Raw genomic sequence first — 18,068 nt, 5'->3', positions numbered from 1 at the left:
GGAAGGAGATGTCCGATACGTCTGAGCGCCGGTCTGTCCGGCTTGCCGGCACGGTGCTCGCCACCATATTGGTGGCGCTGACTGTGCTGACCTACCTGGCGTACAACGACGCCTTCGCGGACACCAAGCCCGTGACCGTCCTCTCGCCCCGCGCCGGCCTGGTGATGGAGGAGGGCGGCAAGGTCAAGTTCCACGGGTTGCAGATAGGCAAGGTCAAGTCGATCTCCTATGCCAACGACCAGGCCAAGCTGGAGTTGGCGGTCAATGCCAAGGATCTGCGCCTGATCCCGTCGAACGCCACCGTCCGTATCGCCGGCACCACCGTCTTCGGTGCGAAATCGGTGGAATTCCTTGCACCGCAAAAGCCTTCGAATTCATCGCTACGGCCGGGCGCAACGGTCACCGCCGAGGCCGTCGCTCTCGAAGTCAACACCGTCTTCGAGAACCTGACCCGGTTGCTCGGCAAGATCGATCCCGTCAACCTCAACGCCACCCTCACCGCTGTGGGGGAAGGGCTACGCGGCAACGGTGACAATTTCGGGCAGGGCCTTGTCGAGCTCGATCAGTACCTGGACCAGTTGAATCCCAAACTTCCCACCCTGCAACAGGACTTCCAGAAGGCAGGACAAGTGGGGCAGATATATGGCGACGCCGCGCCGGACATCGTGCGCATCCTGGATAACCTGCCCCCGCTGAGCCGCACCGTCGTCGCCCAACAGCAGGATCTCAAGGCAACACTGCTCGCGGCGATAGGTCTGGGCAACAACGGATACGAGACACTGGCGCCCGCCGAGAAGGACCTGACCGCGGCGCTCCAACGGCTGCGCGCCCCCGCCACGCTGCTGGGCCGGTACTCGCCGGAGATTCCCTGCACGCTGCAAGCGATCTCCAAGGCGCTGGTGACCTTCACTCCGCTCATCGGTGGGGTGCGGCCCGGCCTGTTCCTGTCGAACAGCTTTCCGCTCGGTGCGCCGGTCTACACCTATCCGGATAGCCTGCCCATCGTGAACGCCTCAGGCGGCCCCAATTGCCGTGGCCTGCCCAATATCCCGACCAAGACCCAGAACGGGTCATGGTTCCGGTCGCCCTTCTTGGTGACCGACAACGCGTACATCCCGTACAAGCCGTTGGAGGAGCTGCAGGTCAACGCTCCCGACACCCTGCAGTATCTGTACAACGGTGCCTTCGCGAAGCGAAGTGAGTTCTGATGAAGCGCGCCACACAAATCAAAGTCATCGTCTTCACCGTGGTGATGCTGCTGGTCGCGGCCGGACTGATCATCACCTTCGGCGAGTTCCGATTTGGCTCCGGCAAGCGATATCACGCGATCTTCAGCACGGCCTCGGACCTGCGGTCCGGGCAGAAGGTACGTATCGCCGGAGTGCCGGTGGGGCGTGTCAAGGACGTGTCCCTGAATCGGGACAACAGTGTCGAGGTGACCTTCGACGTTGACTCGAAGTACCAGCTCTACAGCTCCAGCAGGGCGATCATCAGGTACGAGAACCTGGTAGGCGATCGCTATCTGGAGATCACCTCGGGCCCAGGCGAGCTGCGCAAGCTCCCCGACGGGGGAACGCTCGACAAAGAACACACGCAGCCCGCGCTCGATCTGGACGCGCTGCTCGGTGGATTGCGGCCGGTCCTCAAAGGATTCGACGCCGCGAAGGTCAACGAGATCAGCAACGCGTTCATCCAGATTCTTCAGGGCCAGGGTGGCACGCTGTCCCAACTGCTCGGTGACACATCGTCGTTCACCTCAGGATTGGCAGAGCGTGATCAGCTGATCGGTGATGTGATCAACCACCTGAATGAGGTGCTGGCCACCGTCGATTCGAAGAGCAGCCAGTTTTCTTCGAGTGTGGACCAGCTGCAGCAGCTCGTCTCCGGGCTGGCGCAGCAGCGCGATGTGGTTGCCGGTGCGCTGCCGCCGCTCGCGTCCACGGCGTCGTCGCTGGAATCGGTGCTCAAGGACACCCGCCCGTACGTCAAGGGCACCATTGAGCAAGCTCGCCAGCTGGCCACACGAGTGGACGAGCGCAAGGCCGATGTCAACGTCGTCGTGGAGAACCTGGCCGAGAACTATTTGCGGCTCAACGCCCTTGGCGCATATGGATCGTTCTTCAACATCTACTACTGCTCCATCCGGATCAAGGTCAACGGGCCCGTCGGCACCGACTGGCTGATCCCATTCGGTGGACCGCCGGACCCCTCGAAGGGCAGGTGTGCCTTCAAAAATGAGTGATATTCAGGAGAAGGATCCGGTACGGACCGGCATTTTCGGAATCGCCGTGGTGACCATGCTGGTGCTGGTCGCGTTCGGCTACACCGGACTACCGTTCTGGCCGCAGGGCCGGAATTACACGGGGTATTTCGCCGACTCGGGCGGGCTCGAGCCGGGCGGCAATGTCTTCGTGTCGGGCATCAAGGTTGGCCGGATCAAGGATGTGTCCTTGGCCGGCAACAAGGTTCGGGTGGACTTCACTGTGGACCGATCCATCCGCCTGGGCGATCAGTCGCTCGCGGCGATCAGGACCACCACTGTGCTGGGTGAGAAGTCGCTCTCGGTGACACCGGCAGGAGCCGGCCGTATCACCGAGATTCCGATCGGTCGCACCACCACCCCCTACACACTCAACAGCGCGCTGAGCGATTTGGGCGCGTCGGCCGGCGGGATCGACAAGGCGCAGCTGGACCAGTCACTGCAAGTCATCACCGAGGCGATGCGGGATGCCACCCCGCAGCTGCGTGGGGCGCTGGACGGTGTCGCCTCGCTCTCGCGCACGCTCAACGCCCGTGACGCCGCGCTCGAGCAGCTCTTGACGCACGCCAAATCGGTGAGCGGGATTCTTGCCGAGCGCGCCGGGCAGGTGAACAAGCTTGTGACGGACGGCAATCAGCTGTTCGCGGCACTCGATGAGCGGCGGCTGGCGATCAGTGAGCTGATCAACCGCATTCAGGGACTGTCGCAGCAGATCAGCGGATTTGTGGCCGACAACCGCCAGGAGTTCCGTCCTGCCATGGAGAAGCTGAGTCTTGTGCTCGATGATCTGCTGGACCGTAAGGCGCACATCAGCGAGGCGCTCAAGCGCCTGCCCGGATATGCCACGGCGCTCGGTGAGGTGGTGTCCTCCGGACCCGGCTTCCATGTCAATGTCTACGGTTTCCCGCCCGCCACGCTGACCGCTGTCGCGTTCGACGCCTACTTCCAGCCCGGCAAGCTGCCGGCCAGTTTGTCGGACTATTTGAACGGCCTGATCGGCGAGCGCCAACTCATGAGGCCGAAATCGCCATGACAGCTATCTCGAAATCGCGGACCTGGCTCAAACGAGGCGCCTTCGCGATGCTCTCCGTGGCACTCGTGGGTGGCCTTCTGTACTGGGTGTGGCCCAGTCGCGGAACCTACAAGATCGTCGGTCATTTCGCGTCGGCGGTGGGCTTGTACCCGGGTGACGATGTGCGGATTCTTGGGGTGAAGGCTGGACGGATCACTGCGGTCGAGCCGCGCGAGGGTGATGTCAAGGTCACCATGGAGATGCCGGACAAATTCAAGGTGCCCGAGGGTGCTCAGGCGATCATCATGGCTCCAAACCTGGTGACCGCCAGGTTTGTCCAGCTGACCCCGGCATACACCGAGGGGCACGCTCTCGCCGACGGGGCCTCGCTGGGTTTGGACAAGACCGCCGTTCCGATCGAATGGGACGAGGTCAAGACCGAGCTGGCCAAGCTCAGTGACAGCCTGGGGCCGCAGGGGCAATCCAAGGGCCCGGTAAGCGATTTCATCAATCAGGCGGCCACCACCTTCGACGGCAATGGTGATTCCTTCCGTAATGCGGTGCGCGAGCTCTCGCAGGCGGCAGGCCGCCTCGGTGATTCGCGTACAGATCTGTTCGGTACCATCAAGAACCTGCAGACATTGGTGGACGCGCTTGCGAATTCCAATGAGCAGATAGTGCAGTTCAGTACCCATCTGGCCTCGGTGTCCAAGGTGCTGGCGGCCAGCACGGAGAACCTCGGCGCCACCCTGGGTGCACTGAACCAGGCGCTCACCGATGTGCGAGGTTTCCTGGGGGACACCAACTCTGCGCTGATCGATCAGGTGAACAAGCTGAATGATTTCGTGAAGATCTTCTCGGATCAGAGCGACGACCTGGAACAGATTCTGCATGTGGCGCCCAATGGTCTGGCCAACTTCTACAACATCTACAACCCGGCGGCCGGCACCTTGAATGGCATGCTCTCGATTCCGAACCTGGCCAACCCGGTGCAGTTCATCTGCGGCGGTGTATTCGAAACAGGTACCAAGACCGAGTATTTGAAGCGAGCCGAGATCTGCCGCGAACGTATGGGACCCGTGCTGCGCCGGGCAACCTTCAATTACGCGCCGATCTTGCTGCACCCGATCAACCAGATCTCGGCGTACAAGGGGCAGATCATCTACGACACCCCTGAGACCGAGGCGAAGTCGGAGGCGCCCCGTGAGGATCTGGTGTGGGTCCGGCCCAACGGCGCACCACCGCCGCCGAAGCCGTCGCCGCAGGATCTGAGCGCGTTGATGCTCGGGCCCGATGAAGTCAACGCACCGCCGCCCCCGGGCACGGAGCTGCGCCCCGCCGAGCCGGGTCCGGTGCCGCCGGGCTTCCCGGCGGATGACACCGCACCGCCGGCGATCCCAGGAGCACCGCGATGAGCCGGAACGCACTACGCGGTATCGCCATGGGCGCCGGTGTCGCCGTCGTCGTCAGCGGGTGTCAGTTCAATGGACTGAACTCGCTGAATTTGCCGGGTACGGCAGGGCACGGATCGGGGTCCTACACCGTCACCGTGGAACTGCCGGACGTCACCACGCTGCCGCAGAACTCGCCCGTCATGGTCGACGACGTCACCGTGGGCAGTGTGTCTGGTATCGACGCCTTCCAAAAACCCGATGGCTCTTGGTATGCCGGCGTGAAGGTTTCTCTGAGGCCCGAGGTGCACCTGCCGGCTAATGCCATCGCGAAGGTCGCGCAGACGAGTCTGCTCGGCTCGCAGCACATCGAGCTGGCAGCTCCCGTGGGCGAGCCAGCGGTGGGCAAGTTGACCGGGGGAGCCACCATTCCGCTGAGCCGTACCGGCAAATACCCCAGCACCGAAGAGGTATTGTCCGCTTTGTCGGTGGTGGTCAACAAGGGAAATCTCGGTGCGCTACAAGACATCACCGATGAGACCTACAACCTGTTCAAGGGGCGTACCGGGAACCTGACTCAGGTACTGCCCAAGCTCGCGACGCTCATCTCCTCACTGAACTCGCAGCGGGCCGACATCATTTCGGCCATCGAGGGCATCGACAAGTTCTCACGTGTCCTCGCCGAGCACAAGGAAAGCCTTGGGCGGGCTATCGATTCGATCGAACCGGCGCTGAAGGTGCTCAACGAGAACCGCGCCAACATCATCGAGGCCTTCCGCTCGGTGGGGAACCTTGCGAAGATCACCGATCGGGTGCTGCGGACCACCAAGGAAGACATCGTGGCCGATCTCAAGGGCCTGTACCCGGTGGTTCGGGCGCTGGCCGAGAACCGGGATGTGTTGATCGACAGCCTCGACCTGCTGCCCACCTTCCCGTTCAGCACCAAATACCTGCGCAACGCGGTGCGCGGGGACTATCTGAACGTGTTCGTCACCTTCGACCTGACAGCGCGGCGTTTGGGTGAAACACTTTTCACCACATCGTTCTTCGACCCGAACATGCAGCACTTCAACGATGTGGTGAACCCGCCGGAGTGGCTCATCGGATCGATGGCCAACTTGAACGGCAAGGAGAGCAATCCGTTTGATCTGCCCGCGCCCGCGACACCTGCCGCGCCGCAGGGAGGTGGGCGCTGATGGAAAAGCTGATCAAGATACAGCTGGCGATCTTCGCGGCCGTCACCGTCATCAGCGTCGCGTTGATGGCGATCTTCTACCTGCGGGTGCCCACGGCACTCGGCATCGGGAAACACGATGTGAAGGCGCAATTCGTCGCCTCGGGCGGTCTGTACCAAAACGCGAATGTCACGTTCCGTGGTGTTCAGATCGGCCGCGTCACCGATGTTGAGCTGACTCCCGAGGGTGTCACCGCGAACATGCGGCTCAACGACAACGTGAAGGTGCCCGGCAATGTGCTGGCGGCGGTCAAGAGTGTCTCCGCCATCGGCGAGCAGTATGTGGATCTGACGCCCCCGCCAACGGGTGCGGCCGGAGTCCTGCGCCAAGGCGATGTCATCGGAAGCGATCGCACATCAATTCCCACGGATGTCTCTACCCTGCTGCGCCAGGCCGACGGCCTGGTGAACACCGTCGCGGACACCCGGCTGCGGGAAGTGCTGGCCGAGGCGTTCAAGGCGTTCAACGGGTCGGGCCAGGAGCTGTCCCGGCTGATCGATTCGTCTCGGCTGCTGATCCAGGAAGCCAACACCGACTACGACAGCACCACCAAACTGATCGATCAGGTGGGGCCGCTGCTGGATGCCCAGATTCGTAGCGGTGACAACATCCGCGGATCCGTGTCCAGCTTGGGAGCGTTGACCGAACATTTCGCCAAGGCCGACCCGCAGCTGCGACAGTTCCTCACGGTGGCACCGGGTGCTGCCGAGGCGGCCTCGCAGCTGTTCGCGGGCATTCGCCCGTCGTTCCCGGTGCTGGCGGCGAGCCTGGCTAACCTGGGGCGTGTCGGAGTCATCTACAACAAGTCCATCGAGCAGTCGCTGGTGCTGCTACCCGCGTTGTTCGCGGCCATCCTGACGGTTGCCGGCGGTGAGCCGATGGACGAGGGCGCCAAGCTGGACTTTCGTTTGAACCTCGGCGATCCGCCGCCTTGCCTGACCGGTTTCGTGCCGGCACCGTTGATGCGTACCCCGGCCGATGAAACGCTGCGTGAGCTACCCCGGGACATGTACTGCAAGACCGCGCAGAACGATCCCAGCGCGGTACGCGGCGCCCGCAACTACCCGTGCCAGGAGTTCCCCGGCAAGCGGGCGCCGACCATCCAGCTGTGCCGCGACCCGCGTGGATACGTGCCGATCGGCAGCAACCCGTGGCGTGGCCCCCCGGCCCCGTACGACACGCCGGTGGAAGACCCGCGCAACATCTTGCCGCCCAACAAGTTCCCGAACATCCCGCCGGGTGTTGAGCCGGACCCGGGCACTCCGACACTGCCCCCGCCGCCTTCGCCGGTTCCGGAAGCACCGCCCGTGGGTGCGGGTGCGATGCCGGTAGCAGCGAAATCAGGGCAGCCGGCGACCCGTGCCTATGATCCGAAGAATGGTGTGTTTCTTGATGCCAACAATCAGCCGAGCGTGTACGCGCCCGCGCTGGACCGTGGCAGTGAGGCAGAGACATGGTCGGATCTGATGCTGGGACCGAAACCGGTATGACCGAAGAAGAAAAGAGCGTTTCGCTCAGCCCGCGGCGGCGTGCGGCGCGGCCGGCGGGCCCGACGGGCGAGGTTAGCGCCGAGCCGATCAGCGTGTCACTGGGCCGCACCGAGGGTCGGCCGAAACCGGAGCCCACTGTTGATGATTCGCGTAGGCCGGGCAACACGCGCGGCGTAATGCGGGCGGCCACGGTGCTGGTGGTGGTACTCATCGTAGCGTTGGGAGTGGCGCTGGCACTGATGGGGCGCGCCCAGCATCGTGATGATCTCCGCGCCGCACGCGATCAGCGCTTTGTGGACACCGCCGTGCAGACGGTGACGAACATGATGACCTACGGCCCGGATAGCATCGACAAGAACGTCGACCAGTTCGTCAACAGCACCAGCGGCCCGCTGCGGGGCACGTTCAACCCGGACAACACCGCCAATCTCAAGGCGCTGTATCACCAAACCGGAACCAGCTCGGAGGTGGTGATCAAGAAAGCGAGTCTGGAGAGCATCGACGAAGTCAGCAAGAAGGCGTCGATCCTCATCTCGGCACGGGTGACGCTGACCAACGCGGATTCGGGAGTCAACGAGCCCTCGAAGTCGTACCGCATGCGGATGATCGTCGCCGAGGACCAGCAGGGCAATATGACCGCATACGACCTGCGTTGGCCGGATGGACAGAGCTGATGCGCTGGTTGACAAGGATTTTCATAGCATTGGTAGTGCTGACCGTCGTCGGGTTGTCGGCGGTGGCGGGCGGCTTGTACTGGCACCGGGCCGATACGGTGGCCAGCCGGGCCGCGGGCGAGACGCTCATCAAGCAGGCCGGCAAGCAGGTCGGCAGCATCTTCGGGTACGACTATCAGACCGTGGAGCGCAGCCTCGACGAGCAATACCCGGGGCTGACCCCGGAGTACCGGCGAGAGTTCGAAGACAAGGCCAACCGGGAGATCATTCCGCAGGCCAAGCAGCGCAAGATCGTCAGCCAGACCAGCATTGTGGGAACCGGAATCATTGCCGCGCATAGGGACTCGGCGCAGGTGGTGGTGTACATGAACCGCACTATCACCGACCAGTCGCGTACACCGGTGTACGACTCATCGTCGATTCAGGTGGATTACACGCGGGTAGGAGACAAGTGGCTCATCTCCTACATCACACCGCTCTAGAGAGGCTCGCCGCCCAGTACCGCGGGCTGCTCGGGTGCGATTGAGTCGCCGGTGGCCGGGGTCGATAGCGCCTCCAGGAAAGCGCGTGCCCACCGATCCACATCGTGTGCCAGCACCTGGCGGCGCAACGCACGCATCCGGCGCCGCCCCTCTTCGGGACTCTGGTTCAGTGCCGACTCGATACCGTCTTTGACGCCGTCGATGTCGTGCGGGTTGACCAGATAGGCTTGGCGTAATTCTGCTGCGGCGCCGGTGAATTCGGAGAGCACGAGTGAGCCGCCCAAATCGCTACGGCAAGCGACGTACTCCTTGGCCACCAGATTCATACCGTCGCGCAGGGGCGTCACCAACATGACATCGGCGGCGACGAAAAAGGCGATGAGATCTTCGCGCGGGACCGGCCGATGGAGATAGTGCACCACCGGGTGCCCGACTTCGCCGAACTCGCCATTGATGTGGCCAACCTGCTGTTCCACGTCGCCACGCATCTTCTTGTAGCTGTCGACACGTTCGCGGCTCGGTGTGGCGAGCTGGACGAAAACAGTGTCGGAGCGGCTGGCGCGGCCCTCGGCGAGCAGTTCCTCGTAGGCATGCAATCTGATGTCGATGCCCTTGGTGTAGTCCAGTCGGTCCACTCCCAGCAGGATCTTGCGGGGGCCGCCGAGTTCGGCGCGAATTTCCTTGGCGCGCTGGCGAATCTGCCTGCTGCGCGAAACGCCATCGAGCTGCGTCGAGTCGATCGAGATGGGGAACGCGCCCACCTTGACGGTGCGGAAGCCCACTCGGATCTCGCCGAATCGAGAACGTACACCGATGGATGCACGAGATGTACTGGCGCCGACCAATCTTCGCGCCAAATACATGAAGTTCTGGGCGCCCCCGGCCAGATGGAAGCCGATCAGATCGGCGCCCAGTAGGCCATCGACGATCTCGGTGCGCCAGGGCATCTGCATGAACAGCTCGACCGGCGGGAATGGAATGTGTAGGAAGAAACCGATCGTCAGATCGGGGCGCAGCATGCGGAGCATCTTGGGCACCAGCTGCAGCTGGTAGTCCTGTACCCATACCGTGGCGCCCTCCGCCGCGACCGCAGCCGTCGCCTCCGCGAACTTGCGGTTCACGTCGACGTACGCCTGCCACCATTCGCGGTGATACTCGGGTTTGACGATCACATCGTGGTACAGCGGCCACAGGGTGGCGTTGGAGAAACCCTCGTAATACTCGGCGACTTCCTGAGTGGAAAGGCGGACCGAGTAGAGGACCATGTCGTCCTCGGAGACCGGTTCGACGTCCGTGTCGGGGACACCCGGCCAGCCGACCCAGGCGCCGCGGCGCTTGCGCAGCAGCGGTTCCATCGCGGTGACGAGTCCGCCAGGGCTGCGCTTCCAGGTGGTCTTGCCGTCGGGCAGCTTCACCAGGTCGATGGGGAGCCGGTTAGCGACGACGACGAAGTCAGAGGTGCCGGTGGCAGGCGTCACGGACGATCGCTGATCCGACTGGGGCGCCATGTTTGTTTCTCAGAAGGGAAACGTATCGAGTTACGCGTCGACCTTGGTTGGCCCGATGCCCAGCATCGCGAGCAGCATGCGGCACTCGTCGGCATCGTTCGCGTAGGCGGCGACGACGCGCTGAGCCTGATGGGCAGTCTCGTCCGTCAGCGGCTCGAGGTCGTCGATAGCGGCTGGGTCGGTCTTGGCTGGCATTCACCCATTCTAGGCGACGCCACGTCGGCGGCCCACACGAGGAATGCCCTGGGCGTCAAATCGGGTTGATCTGGTGGTGACAATTGCCCAGGGTGATCCCGCGCAGTTCGGCCCCAACGCGCCGGGATATGCGTGGAAATCGGCTGCCGACGTCGAACCCATCGAGCTTTTTCCGGGAGTCACCTTCCAGCCGCTCTGGGAGGACGACAATGGTGCGAAAGCCCTGATCACAACCATCGCGCCGGGAGCGGTGTGGGTGGGGGAGGACCATCATCGACCCGGGCCGGAAGAGGTGTATGTGGTGTCCGGTGTGCTCAATGACGGGGTGAATGACTATCCGGCGGGCACATTTCTGCACGCGCCGGCGCAGTCCTGGCACATTCCCCAGTCCGAGCAGGGTTGCGTGCTTTTTCTGTTCTACCCGGAAGGGTGATGTTTGACTTGTCCCCGTGCGGTGCGCGGGGGTTGTGATCTGGCTGATCTGTGTCGCGGCTATCAGTGGTTGCTCCGCGTCAACCCATGAGGATCAGGCGCCGGTCACGCTCGATCTTGGCCGTAACTATGGCGACGTATTCGCCGACGGCAGGCTGCCCGTGGGGGACGGAAAAGTAGTGACCGAAGCCCCGCGCCGGGGATATGTGTATGCCTGTCCGCGCTACGCGGAGAGTTTCGCCGCGGGCGCGGCCATCGGCGCGCACGCGCGTGGACCCTGGTTTTCCGAGGACGGTCAGTGGTACTACCCGGACAGGAAGGAGCACGTCCACGGGCACGTGCAGCACCACGGCGAGTTCTCCGAGACCACGTCCGACGCTGTCCGGGTCATCAAGACCAACGACCTGCCCCGCAACCACACCACAGGGCGGTTCCCGGTCGCCACCGATGACACCGCCTATCAGTACGACCGCAATCCGAATGCCATCACGGCGCAAGAGCTCACCTATGTGCTGGCTTCCGAGCCCACCTACGGGGCCCCACAGTGCGTCGGGCACGAAGTGGGAGTGATGCTCTCGGGCGTGGTGCTGTTCAGTGCGCTGGATGCCGGCGGGCGCGATGCGGGAGCGTGGGAGGTGCAAGACGATTGTGCCGGGCACCCGGAGGTGACGGGGACCTACCACTACCACACACCCAGCCCCTGTCTGGCGAAAGCGGGTGTCGCCGAGGTTGTGGGCTACGCGCTGGACGGGTTTCCCATCACGGGCGCTCGGATAGGTGACGGAAACATCCTCACCACAAGGGATCTCGACGAATGTCACGGCATCAGTAGTCGCGTGCAGATCGACGGACGCGATGTGCAGACCTATCACTACGTGATGACGCAGGACTATCCCTACTCGGTCAACTGCTTTCGGGGTCGGCCCACCACGGTGCAGCCGCCGGGAGTGCCCCCGGGCCGCTGAGGCGCCTTAGTCGAGTGCGAGTCTGCCTCACGCGACGGTTTTCGGGCCAAAAATGTCGTGAGACGCAGACTCGGTACGGTTTCAGGCCGCGTTGCCGCTTGAGTGCCCGCTCGAGCTGGAGTGGTCGCCGGAACCCGAGTGCTCACTGGACTTGGTGTGATCGGGCTTGGTGTGATCGGGCTTGGTGTGATCTGCCGAAGTGGCGTTGCCGGTCTTGGAGGTGCTGCTGGTTCCGGTATCGCCAGTTGTCTTGCTGGAGCTCGTCTCGGTACCGGCGCTGTTGTTTCCGGTGCCGGTTTCGGTACCACCGCCGGTGGGTGCGGTGGTGGGCGACTTGGTGATGCCTACGCCCGGAACCGACTTCAGGCTGTCTCGGATCGAGGGCAGCTTGGGTGTTTTGGGAGTTGATCCCGGTTGTGCGGCAGGAATTTTGGGCTGGTGCAGGGTTGGCTTGGTGGTGTCGTTGGATTTGTCGACAGTCGGCGCCTGCTTCTCATCGGGCTTGGATTCCTGAGTCTTGTTCTCCTGGGTCTTGGTTTCCACCTTCGTGGCGGGCTGTCCTGCCGGGGTGGAAGTGGTGTCCGCGGTGGAAGTCGCCGGGGTGACGTTCGGCGTCGCGGGCGTGGCTGGAACCGCAGGAGGAGAGGCCGGCGTTGCCGTGGTGACTGCTCCGACCGTCACGGTGATGGGCTCGGGCGCCGTGGTGGGCGCGGTGGGCGTCACCGGTTGGGGCGTAGTGAGAGTCAGGATCTGGTCGGGTGTCTTGGGGGTTGTGACGGGTTTTTCTTCGGTCTTCGTCTTGGTATCTGACGGCGCCGCAGGGGTTTTCGCAGGATCTGCGGCCGGAGCCGGTTGCTTCGGCGCGATGCCGGACAGCCCGTTCTCGAAGTTGTGGGCGCCCTCTTGAATGGCGCCGGGCAACTTGTTCAGGGCATCGACGATGTTCTTGATCGGTGTGAACAAGCCGAATGGTGTCTGCTGACCCGGGCTGGTCTGGCGGTCGTAGGCCATATCGATGAACACCCGCAGCGTGGGCTCGATGGCGTCGAGCACAAAGGACGCGCCGAACTGATCGGTGAAGTCGCGAATCGGTTGCAGCAGTGGGAGATGCTTGCTGGGCACCAGGTAGTACTTCGTCTTGGTGATCGGATCTTCAATCGGCGTCAGTTTTGAGATGTCGACATCGTCGTAGTACTTGTCCGGGTGTGCGTACTGAATCCCCATGAGCGAATTCGCCAGTGCCAGTGGGTTGAAGTAGGCGGGGAAGTCACCGTACGTGTCGTATTCGTTGGTGACGTCGATGGTCTTGAACCCATCCTTGGGGTCGATGGGGGCTTGTGAGGAGATGCCGATGGGCAGGAACAGGCCCGGGAATCGGGCCAGGATGCCGCCGTTGGGCTTGTAGGCGTTAGCGATTAGGTAGAACTGGATGTCCCGGCCATCTTTGGCTGCCTGCTCGCCGTGCTCCTTGCGCCAACTATTCACCGCCACCGCGCCGAGTGAGTACCCGACGATCGTCGTCGGTTCATTCGTATCGAGATTGTTCAATGCGGTATTGAGGTTTTTCGAACCGAGGGCCACCGACTGGTCCAGGGTGGGGGCGGTAAGGCCACTGACGGGCCACACCGCGGCCGGATAGTTGATCCCTGTGTATTTATCGGCGCCCTGCAGGAAAGAGCCGCCAATTTTGTTTTTCAACAGCGTGCTGGTGCCGTCCTTCAGGCCACCGACACCGATCACGGTCGACGTCAACGTGACGGCAATGGTCTTTTCCTGGGCTATCACCGGAGCCAGGACAGCGCAGGTCGCCGCGATGGCGGCAGTGGCCGCCACACCCTTTCGGGCCGAAATCTTCCGGTGTGAGGAGCGCCGGGCACGGTCCTTTTTTGCCATTCGCGCCCGACGACTGACAGCTTTTTCAGAATGGCGTCCAGCCATGATCCCCTCCATATGCATGGCCCCTCGGTAGAGCTCCCCCGGGGCTGTCGATACGAAGATTAATACGCCGAATCTTGAAGTGGAATACCGGAATTCGCTGTCGTCTGTTAGTTGATTGTGAGTATCTCCGTATACCCGTCATTGAGGCTTTGCCAGTCGTATTTCATCGCGTCCATACCGACGACGCGGCCGCGAGGCGTCCCATCGACGGCCAGGGTGAGAGTGTCCAGGCAGATGTGCCAACCGCCCGCGTTTCCGGAGGCGTTGCCGCGATCGGTCATCGAGTGTTCGAGGGTGAGCCGGCAGCCGTTGTCGGTCGGCTCGATTCGCCAGCGCAGTGTGTCGTCTGGGCCCCATCGCTGAATCAGCTCGCGCGGTGGGTCAACGGCGAGCACTTCGCCGTCGAGCACGGGGTCGGCCTTGGTCTCCTGAACCTGTGCGTCCCCGACCGAATCCAGCGGGCGATTGGGTATGGCGGGGGACCATTGGCGCAGCCTGTCCGGATCGATGAGCCAGGGCCACACTTTGTCCGGAGGATGGTTCAGATCGCGAGACATGGTCAGGACCCACCGGCCCTCGTGGTCCTCGCACGGGGCGAGGGTGGCATCCAGGGGATTAGTCACGAGTGTCTTCCTTCTTGTTGTCGTGGATGTCGGCGTTGTCATCGAGGAGCGTTGTCAGGCGGTCGAGGGCGCTCGCCCACGTGCGGTGATACGGAGTCACCCAGGCCAGCACGGCGGGCAGGGGGTCATCGGCCAGGTGATAGACGCGGCGCTTACCGGCGACCTCTACGCGAACAGTGCCGGCATCCCGGAGAACGCCGAGATGCTTGGACACCAGCGACTGTGAAAGGTCTAGCTGTTCGATCAAGGTGGTGACATCGGCCGAGCCGCCGCGGAGAGTGTCGATGATCCGGCGCCGGGTCGGGTCTGCGATCACCATGAAGGCGTCCATGCCCTCATATCACTATATGATCATATGAATGTCAAGGGATATTTGCTGCCCCGAAGTGGCGCTGCGGCCGCACCCAGGCATGGTCAGTACTGTGGTCAGGAGGTACCGGTGAGTGCTGCTCGCCAAGGTCGTGGTGGGCCTCACGATCACTGGCACAACGCCGAGGTGAGGACTATTTCTTGACGAAACCGCTGCGTATGCGGGTTGCCGTTATCGGCGTATTCGCGTCCTTCGGGCTCGTGGTGGCGACCTGGGCTGTGCACCTGTCGACCATGAAGCAGGCCACCGGCATGTCGTCGACCATTCTCGGCTTCGTGGTGCTGGGACTGGGCCTCGGCGCACTGGCGGGTATGCAGCTCAGCGGCCTACTTGTCGATCGATTCGGCAGTGGACCCATCGCCGTCGCCGGGGGCGCCGCCATGGCGCTCGGGGTCAACATTCCGTTGTCGGCCCATTCGGTTGCCGTGGCTGCTATCGGCGCGTTTCTGTGCGGGGTGGCGGTCGGTGTCACCGATGTCGCCATGAATGCCGCTGCGGTCGATGTCGAACGCTTCTATGGACGGCCGATCATGGCCTCGTTCCATGGGGTTTTCTCTGTGGGCAACGTGGTGGGGGCGGCCATCGGATCGGCCGCGTTCGCGCTGCACATCCAGGTGTGGGCGACGGTTATCGGCGTCACCGTCCTGTGTCTGGCGCTGCTCAGCTGCTCGGCTACCGTGCTGCTCCGGAACAAGCTGCGGGCGGGCGAAGTGGAAGCTCCGGACACGGTGCCGTACACGATGTGTCCTCCGATGAAGTACCGACGTGGGCAGGTCTTGGTGCTCGGTTTCCTCGCCTTCCTGCTCATGCTTTCGGAGGGGTCGGCGACCGACTGGAGCAGTCTGCACGCCCAGGAGCACCTCGGCGCCTCTCATTCCGAGGGCGCCTTCGCCTTCGGAGTGTTCATGCTCGCGATGACCGTGGGCCGGTTCACCGTCGACAAACTCGTAGAACGCGTCGGACGTGTGCTGGTGGTGCGCTGGGGTTGTGCGCTCGCCGCCGCCGGCTTGTTCATCGTCATCTTGTCGCCGGTGCTGCCGCTCACGATGGCGGGTTGGGCGGCCGTGGGCCTCGGGCTGGCGGGTGGCGTTCCGCAGGTTTTCACAGTGGCAGGCAACATCGACGAACACCACGAGGGCCGGGTGCTGTCTCGAGTGGTCGGAACCGGGTACATCGCGGTGTTGGGTGGGCCTGCGCTCATCGGATGGCTGGCCGACGCGTTTTCGCTCAACACCGCACTGGTGTTGCCGGTGTTGGCCGTTCTCTTCTGCGCCTGCGGTGCTGGTGCCCTCGCGATGTCCAAACCGACAGATAACCCGGCACCCAGGACACGGCGTACCGTCAATCCATGATGGATTTCGAAGCGGCAGCGTCGGCGCGGGAACTGTTGCGTGACAGCTTTACTCGGATCATTGAGCACGTCGGTGAGGTGACCGGTGGTCTGCCCGATCCGGCCCTGACCTATCGGCCCACGCCTGATGCGAACAGCATCGCCTGGCTGATCTGGCATTCGGCACGGTGTCAGGACGTGCAGATCTGTGCCATGACCGGTGCCGAGCCGGTGTGGACCGCGCAGGCTTGGGAGCCGCGGTTCGGTCTTGATCTGCCTGCCGATTCCAACGGCTACGGACACACGCCCGAGGATGTCGCCAAGGTGGTGGCGACGGCGGATCAGCTGAACGGCTATTACCAAGACGTGCACGACATGACGCTGCGGTACGTAAACACCCTGACGGACTCCGAACTCGCGCGCGTCGTCGACAGGCATTGGGATCCACCGGTTACCGCGAGCGTCCGGTTGGTCAGCATTGTCGACGACTGTGCGCAGCATCTGGGCCAGGCCGCGTACTTACGCGGGATCATTCCAACCAACTAGTGGGTATGGCCACGCGGGTCATCTCGTGCCTAGACTCGACTAATGACAACGACGTCTGAAAACCTTGCCAGCGATACCGCCCATGACGTGCGCAATCCCGCCAATGGGCAAGTCGTCGGCCGGGTGAACTGGACCGATCCGGGGGACATCCCGGGAATTGTCGCGCAGTTGGCGAAGGCGCAGCCGTCGTGGGAGCGACTCGGCCCGGAGGGACGCGGGCAAGTTCTGGCCCGATTCGCCCAGTGGCTGATCGACAACACCCCGCGCATCGAAGCCCAGCTGATCGCCGAGACCGGCAAGTCCAAGATCGACGGTGGCATCGAGATCCCGTCGATTCTGGCCATCATCGCGTACTACGCGCCCCGGGCCGCAGAGTTTCTGGCTCCGGAGACGCGGCCCGCGTCATCGATCGCGATGAACACCAAGAAGATCACCGTGCACCAACGCCCCCGCAAGGTCGTAGGCGTCGTCTCGCCGTGGAATTACCCTGTGGCACTCGGCTATTGGGATGTGGTCCCGGCGCTGCTGGCCGGCTGCTCGGTACTGTTGAAGCCCTCTGAGCGCACCCCGCTTTCCGATGAACTCATCGCCAACGGCTGGGCAGAGATCGGTGGGCCCCCGGTTTTCGAGGTGGTGCACGGTGCACGCGAGGTGGGCGAGGCGCTGGTGGACAACGTGGACTTCATCCAGTTCACCGGGTCAACGGCCACCGGCAAGAAGATCATGGAACGCGCCGCACGGCGCCTTACCCCGGTCAGCCTGGAGCTCGGCGGTAAGGATCCGATGCTGGTGCTGCCCGACGCCGACGTCAAGCGCGCCGCGCATGCCGCGGTGTGGGGCAGCATGTTCAACGCGGGGCAGACCTGCGTATCCGTCGAGCGGGTGTATGTGCACGACTCGATCTACGAGCAGTTCGTCGATCTGGTGGTCGAGGAGGTACGCGGCCTGGAAATCGGCGCGGGCCTGGATCACAGCGTGGGCGCGATGATCGACGAGAACCAGCTTGAAGTTGTGGACAGGCATGTGCGTCAGGCAGTTTCGTCCGGCGCGCGGGCGCTGACCGGTGGTGCGCGCATCCCGGGCCATGGCACGTTTTATGCGCCGACCGTGTTGGTGGACGTCGACCATTCCATGGACTGCATGCGGGAAGAGACCTTCGGCCCGACACTGCCGATCATGCGGTACTCGGAGGAATCCGAGGCCATCGCCCTGGCCAATGACAGCGAGTACGGGCTTTCGGCGAGTGTGTGGTCCAAGGATCGACGGCGTGCTGAACGTGTTGCGCTGCAACTTGATTGCGGCACCGTCAACATCAACGACGTGATCATGAATCTGTCCTGCCTGACCGCTCCGCATGGCGGTTGGAAGGGATCGGGGCTCGGGTCACGCTTCGGTGGCGCGGACGGACTGCGCAAGTACTGCCGTACCGAGGCCATCGTCGACACGAGAGTCACGCTGCCCAGCGAGCCGCTGTGGTACAGCGGCCCGAGCTGGTTGGCGCCGGTCGCGCTCAAGAGTCTGACCAAGCTCTCCAACAAAGCGCTGCGCCCGTTCCGTCGCTGACACCGGCCGTTTACTCACTGTCCATCCGAAAGACGATTGCCGGGGTTAGTTTTC

General features: G+C 63.3%; 18 protein-coding genes. 13 read left to right on the top strand and 5 right to left on the bottom strand.

The annotated features are described in order from the left end of the window. The first annotated feature begins 8 nt into the window (after positions 1-8). From ABG82_RS23625 to ABG82_RS23590, 8 genes are read left to right on the top strand one after another with little or no spacing between them, the layout of a single operon-like run. Positions 9-1,208, top strand: a complete 1,200-nt coding sequence (locus ABG82_RS23625; protein WP_043076718.1) for an MCE family protein — start codon at positions 9-11, stop codon at positions 1,206-1,208. Continuing rightward, a complete protein-coding gene (locus tag ABG82_RS23620) occupies positions 1,208-2,242 on the top strand; it encodes an MCE family protein (RefSeq protein ID WP_043076717.1) in 1,035 nt (344 codons plus the stop codon). The genes ABG82_RS23625 and ABG82_RS23620 overlap by 1 nt, the downstream gene beginning before the upstream one ends. After that, positions 2,235-3,293, top strand: coding sequence for an MCE family protein (locus ABG82_RS23615; protein ID WP_043076716.1), 1,059 nt, complete (start codon positions 2,235-2,237; stop codon positions 3,291-3,293). The genes ABG82_RS23620 and ABG82_RS23615 overlap by 8 nt, the downstream gene beginning before the upstream one ends. 5 nt (positions 3,294-3,298) lie before the next feature. Continuing rightward, positions 3,299-4,687, top strand: a complete 1,389-nt coding sequence (locus ABG82_RS23610; RefSeq protein ID WP_052510943.1) for an MCE family protein — start codon at positions 3,299-3,301, stop codon at positions 4,685-4,687. After that, positions 4,684-5,859: an MCE family protein gene (locus ABG82_RS23605; RefSeq protein ID WP_043076714.1), complete on the top strand. Its 1,176-nt coding sequence runs from the start codon at positions 4,684-4,686 to the stop codon at positions 5,857-5,859. The genes ABG82_RS23610 and ABG82_RS23605 overlap by 4 nt, the downstream gene beginning before the upstream one ends. Further along, the gene (locus ABG82_RS23600; RefSeq protein WP_052510935.1) at positions 5,859-7,388 is read left to right on the top strand and encodes an MCE family protein; all 1,530 of its coding nucleotides are present in this window, start codon (positions 5,859-5,861) and stop codon (positions 7,386-7,388) included. The genes ABG82_RS23605 and ABG82_RS23600 overlap by 1 nt, the downstream gene beginning before the upstream one ends. Next, positions 7,385-8,062 carry a hypothetical protein gene (locus ABG82_RS23595; protein WP_043076712.1) on the top strand — a complete coding sequence of 226 codons (678 nt, stop codon included), beginning with the start codon at positions 7,385-7,387 and terminating at the stop codon, positions 8,060-8,062. Before ABG82_RS23600 ends, ABG82_RS23595 begins: the two co-directional genes overlap by 4 nt. Beyond that, complete coding sequence (locus tag ABG82_RS23590; RefSeq protein WP_162269208.1) at positions 8,041-8,544, top strand: mammalian cell entry protein; 504 nt, start codon at positions 8,041-8,043, stop codon at positions 8,542-8,544. Before ABG82_RS23595 ends, ABG82_RS23590 begins: the two co-directional genes overlap by 22 nt. Here ABG82_RS23590 and ABG82_RS23585 read toward each other — a convergent pair. Both ABG82_RS23585 and ABG82_RS28685 read right to left on the bottom strand, forming a co-directional pair. Next, positions 8,541-10,052, bottom strand: a complete 1,512-nt coding sequence (locus ABG82_RS23585) for an alpha,alpha-trehalose-phosphate synthase (UDP-forming) (RefSeq protein WP_043076710.1) — start codon at positions 10,050-10,052, stop codon at positions 8,541-8,543. The two genes, ABG82_RS23590 and ABG82_RS23585, sit on opposite strands and share 4 nt — an antisense overlap. Positions 10,053-10,082: 30 nt before the next feature. Beyond that, complete coding sequence (locus tag ABG82_RS28685; protein WP_005062233.1) at positions 10,083-10,247, bottom strand: hypothetical protein; 165 nt, start codon at positions 10,245-10,247, stop codon at positions 10,083-10,085. A gap of 76 nt (positions 10,248-10,323) precedes the next feature. Here ABG82_RS28685 and ABG82_RS23575 point away from each other — a divergent pair, with 76 nt between their 5' ends. Together ABG82_RS23575 and ABG82_RS23570 are read left to right on the top strand one after the other, a co-directional pair. After that, complete coding sequence (locus tag ABG82_RS23575) at positions 10,324-10,680, top strand: cupin domain-containing protein (RefSeq protein WP_043076862.1); 357 nt, start codon at positions 10,324-10,326, stop codon at positions 10,678-10,680. Between the two features lie 16 nt (positions 10,681-10,696). Next, positions 10,697-11,644 (top strand): YHYH protein, encoded by a 948-nt coding sequence (locus tag ABG82_RS23570; RefSeq protein WP_043076709.1) that lies wholly within the window; start codon positions 10,697-10,699, stop codon positions 11,642-11,644. A gap of 81 nt (positions 11,645-11,725) precedes the next feature. On the opposite strand, the gene ABG82_RS23565 is transcribed toward ABG82_RS23570, so the two are convergent. The 3 genes from ABG82_RS23565 to ABG82_RS23555 form a co-directional block, all read right to left on the bottom strand. Further along, positions 11,726-13,477, bottom strand: coding sequence for a PE-PPE domain-containing protein (locus ABG82_RS23565; protein ID WP_052510934.1), 1,752 nt, complete (start codon positions 13,475-13,477; stop codon positions 11,726-11,728). Positions 13,478-13,689: 212 nt separating this feature from the next. Further along, the gene (locus ABG82_RS23560) at positions 13,690-14,139 is read right to left on the bottom strand and encodes an SRPBCC family protein (RefSeq protein ID WP_043076860.1); all 450 of its coding nucleotides are present in this window, start codon (positions 14,137-14,139) and stop codon (positions 13,690-13,692) included. Positions 14,140-14,197: 58 nt separating this feature from the next. Further along, complete coding sequence (locus ABG82_RS23555) at positions 14,198-14,536, bottom strand: ArsR/SmtB family transcription factor (RefSeq protein ID WP_043076708.1); 339 nt, start codon at positions 14,534-14,536, stop codon at positions 14,198-14,200. 197 nt (positions 14,537-14,733) lie between these two features. Here ABG82_RS23555 and ABG82_RS23550 point away from each other — a divergent pair, with 197 nt between their 5' ends. From ABG82_RS23550 to ABG82_RS23540, 3 genes are read left to right on the top strand one after another with little or no spacing between them, the layout of a single operon-like run. Beyond that, positions 14,734-15,927 (top strand): MFS transporter, encoded by a 1,194-nt coding sequence (locus ABG82_RS23550; protein WP_052510933.1) that lies wholly within the window; start codon positions 14,734-14,736, stop codon positions 15,925-15,927. Further along, on the top strand, positions 15,927-16,451 hold the full coding sequence (locus tag ABG82_RS23545; RefSeq protein ID WP_272937555.1) for a mycothiol transferase: 525 nt from the start codon (positions 15,927-15,929) through the stop codon (positions 16,449-16,451). The genes ABG82_RS23550 and ABG82_RS23545 overlap by 1 nt, the downstream gene beginning before the upstream one ends. 42 nt (positions 16,452-16,493) lie before the next feature. Next, positions 16,494-18,014, top strand: coding sequence for an aldehyde dehydrogenase family protein (locus ABG82_RS23540; protein ID WP_043076705.1), 1,521 nt, complete (start codon positions 16,494-16,496; stop codon positions 18,012-18,014). Positions 18,015-18,068 lie beyond the last annotated feature (54 nt).

The sequence above is a fragment of the Mycobacteroides immunogenum genome (genome assembly GCF_001605725.1).
GTDB lineage: Bacteria > Actinomycetota > Actinomycetes > Mycobacteriales > Mycobacteriaceae > Mycobacterium > Mycobacterium immunogenum.
The sequence above is the reverse complement of the archived record's forward strand: the minus strand, read 5'-3'. Positions and strand labels throughout refer to the sequence as shown.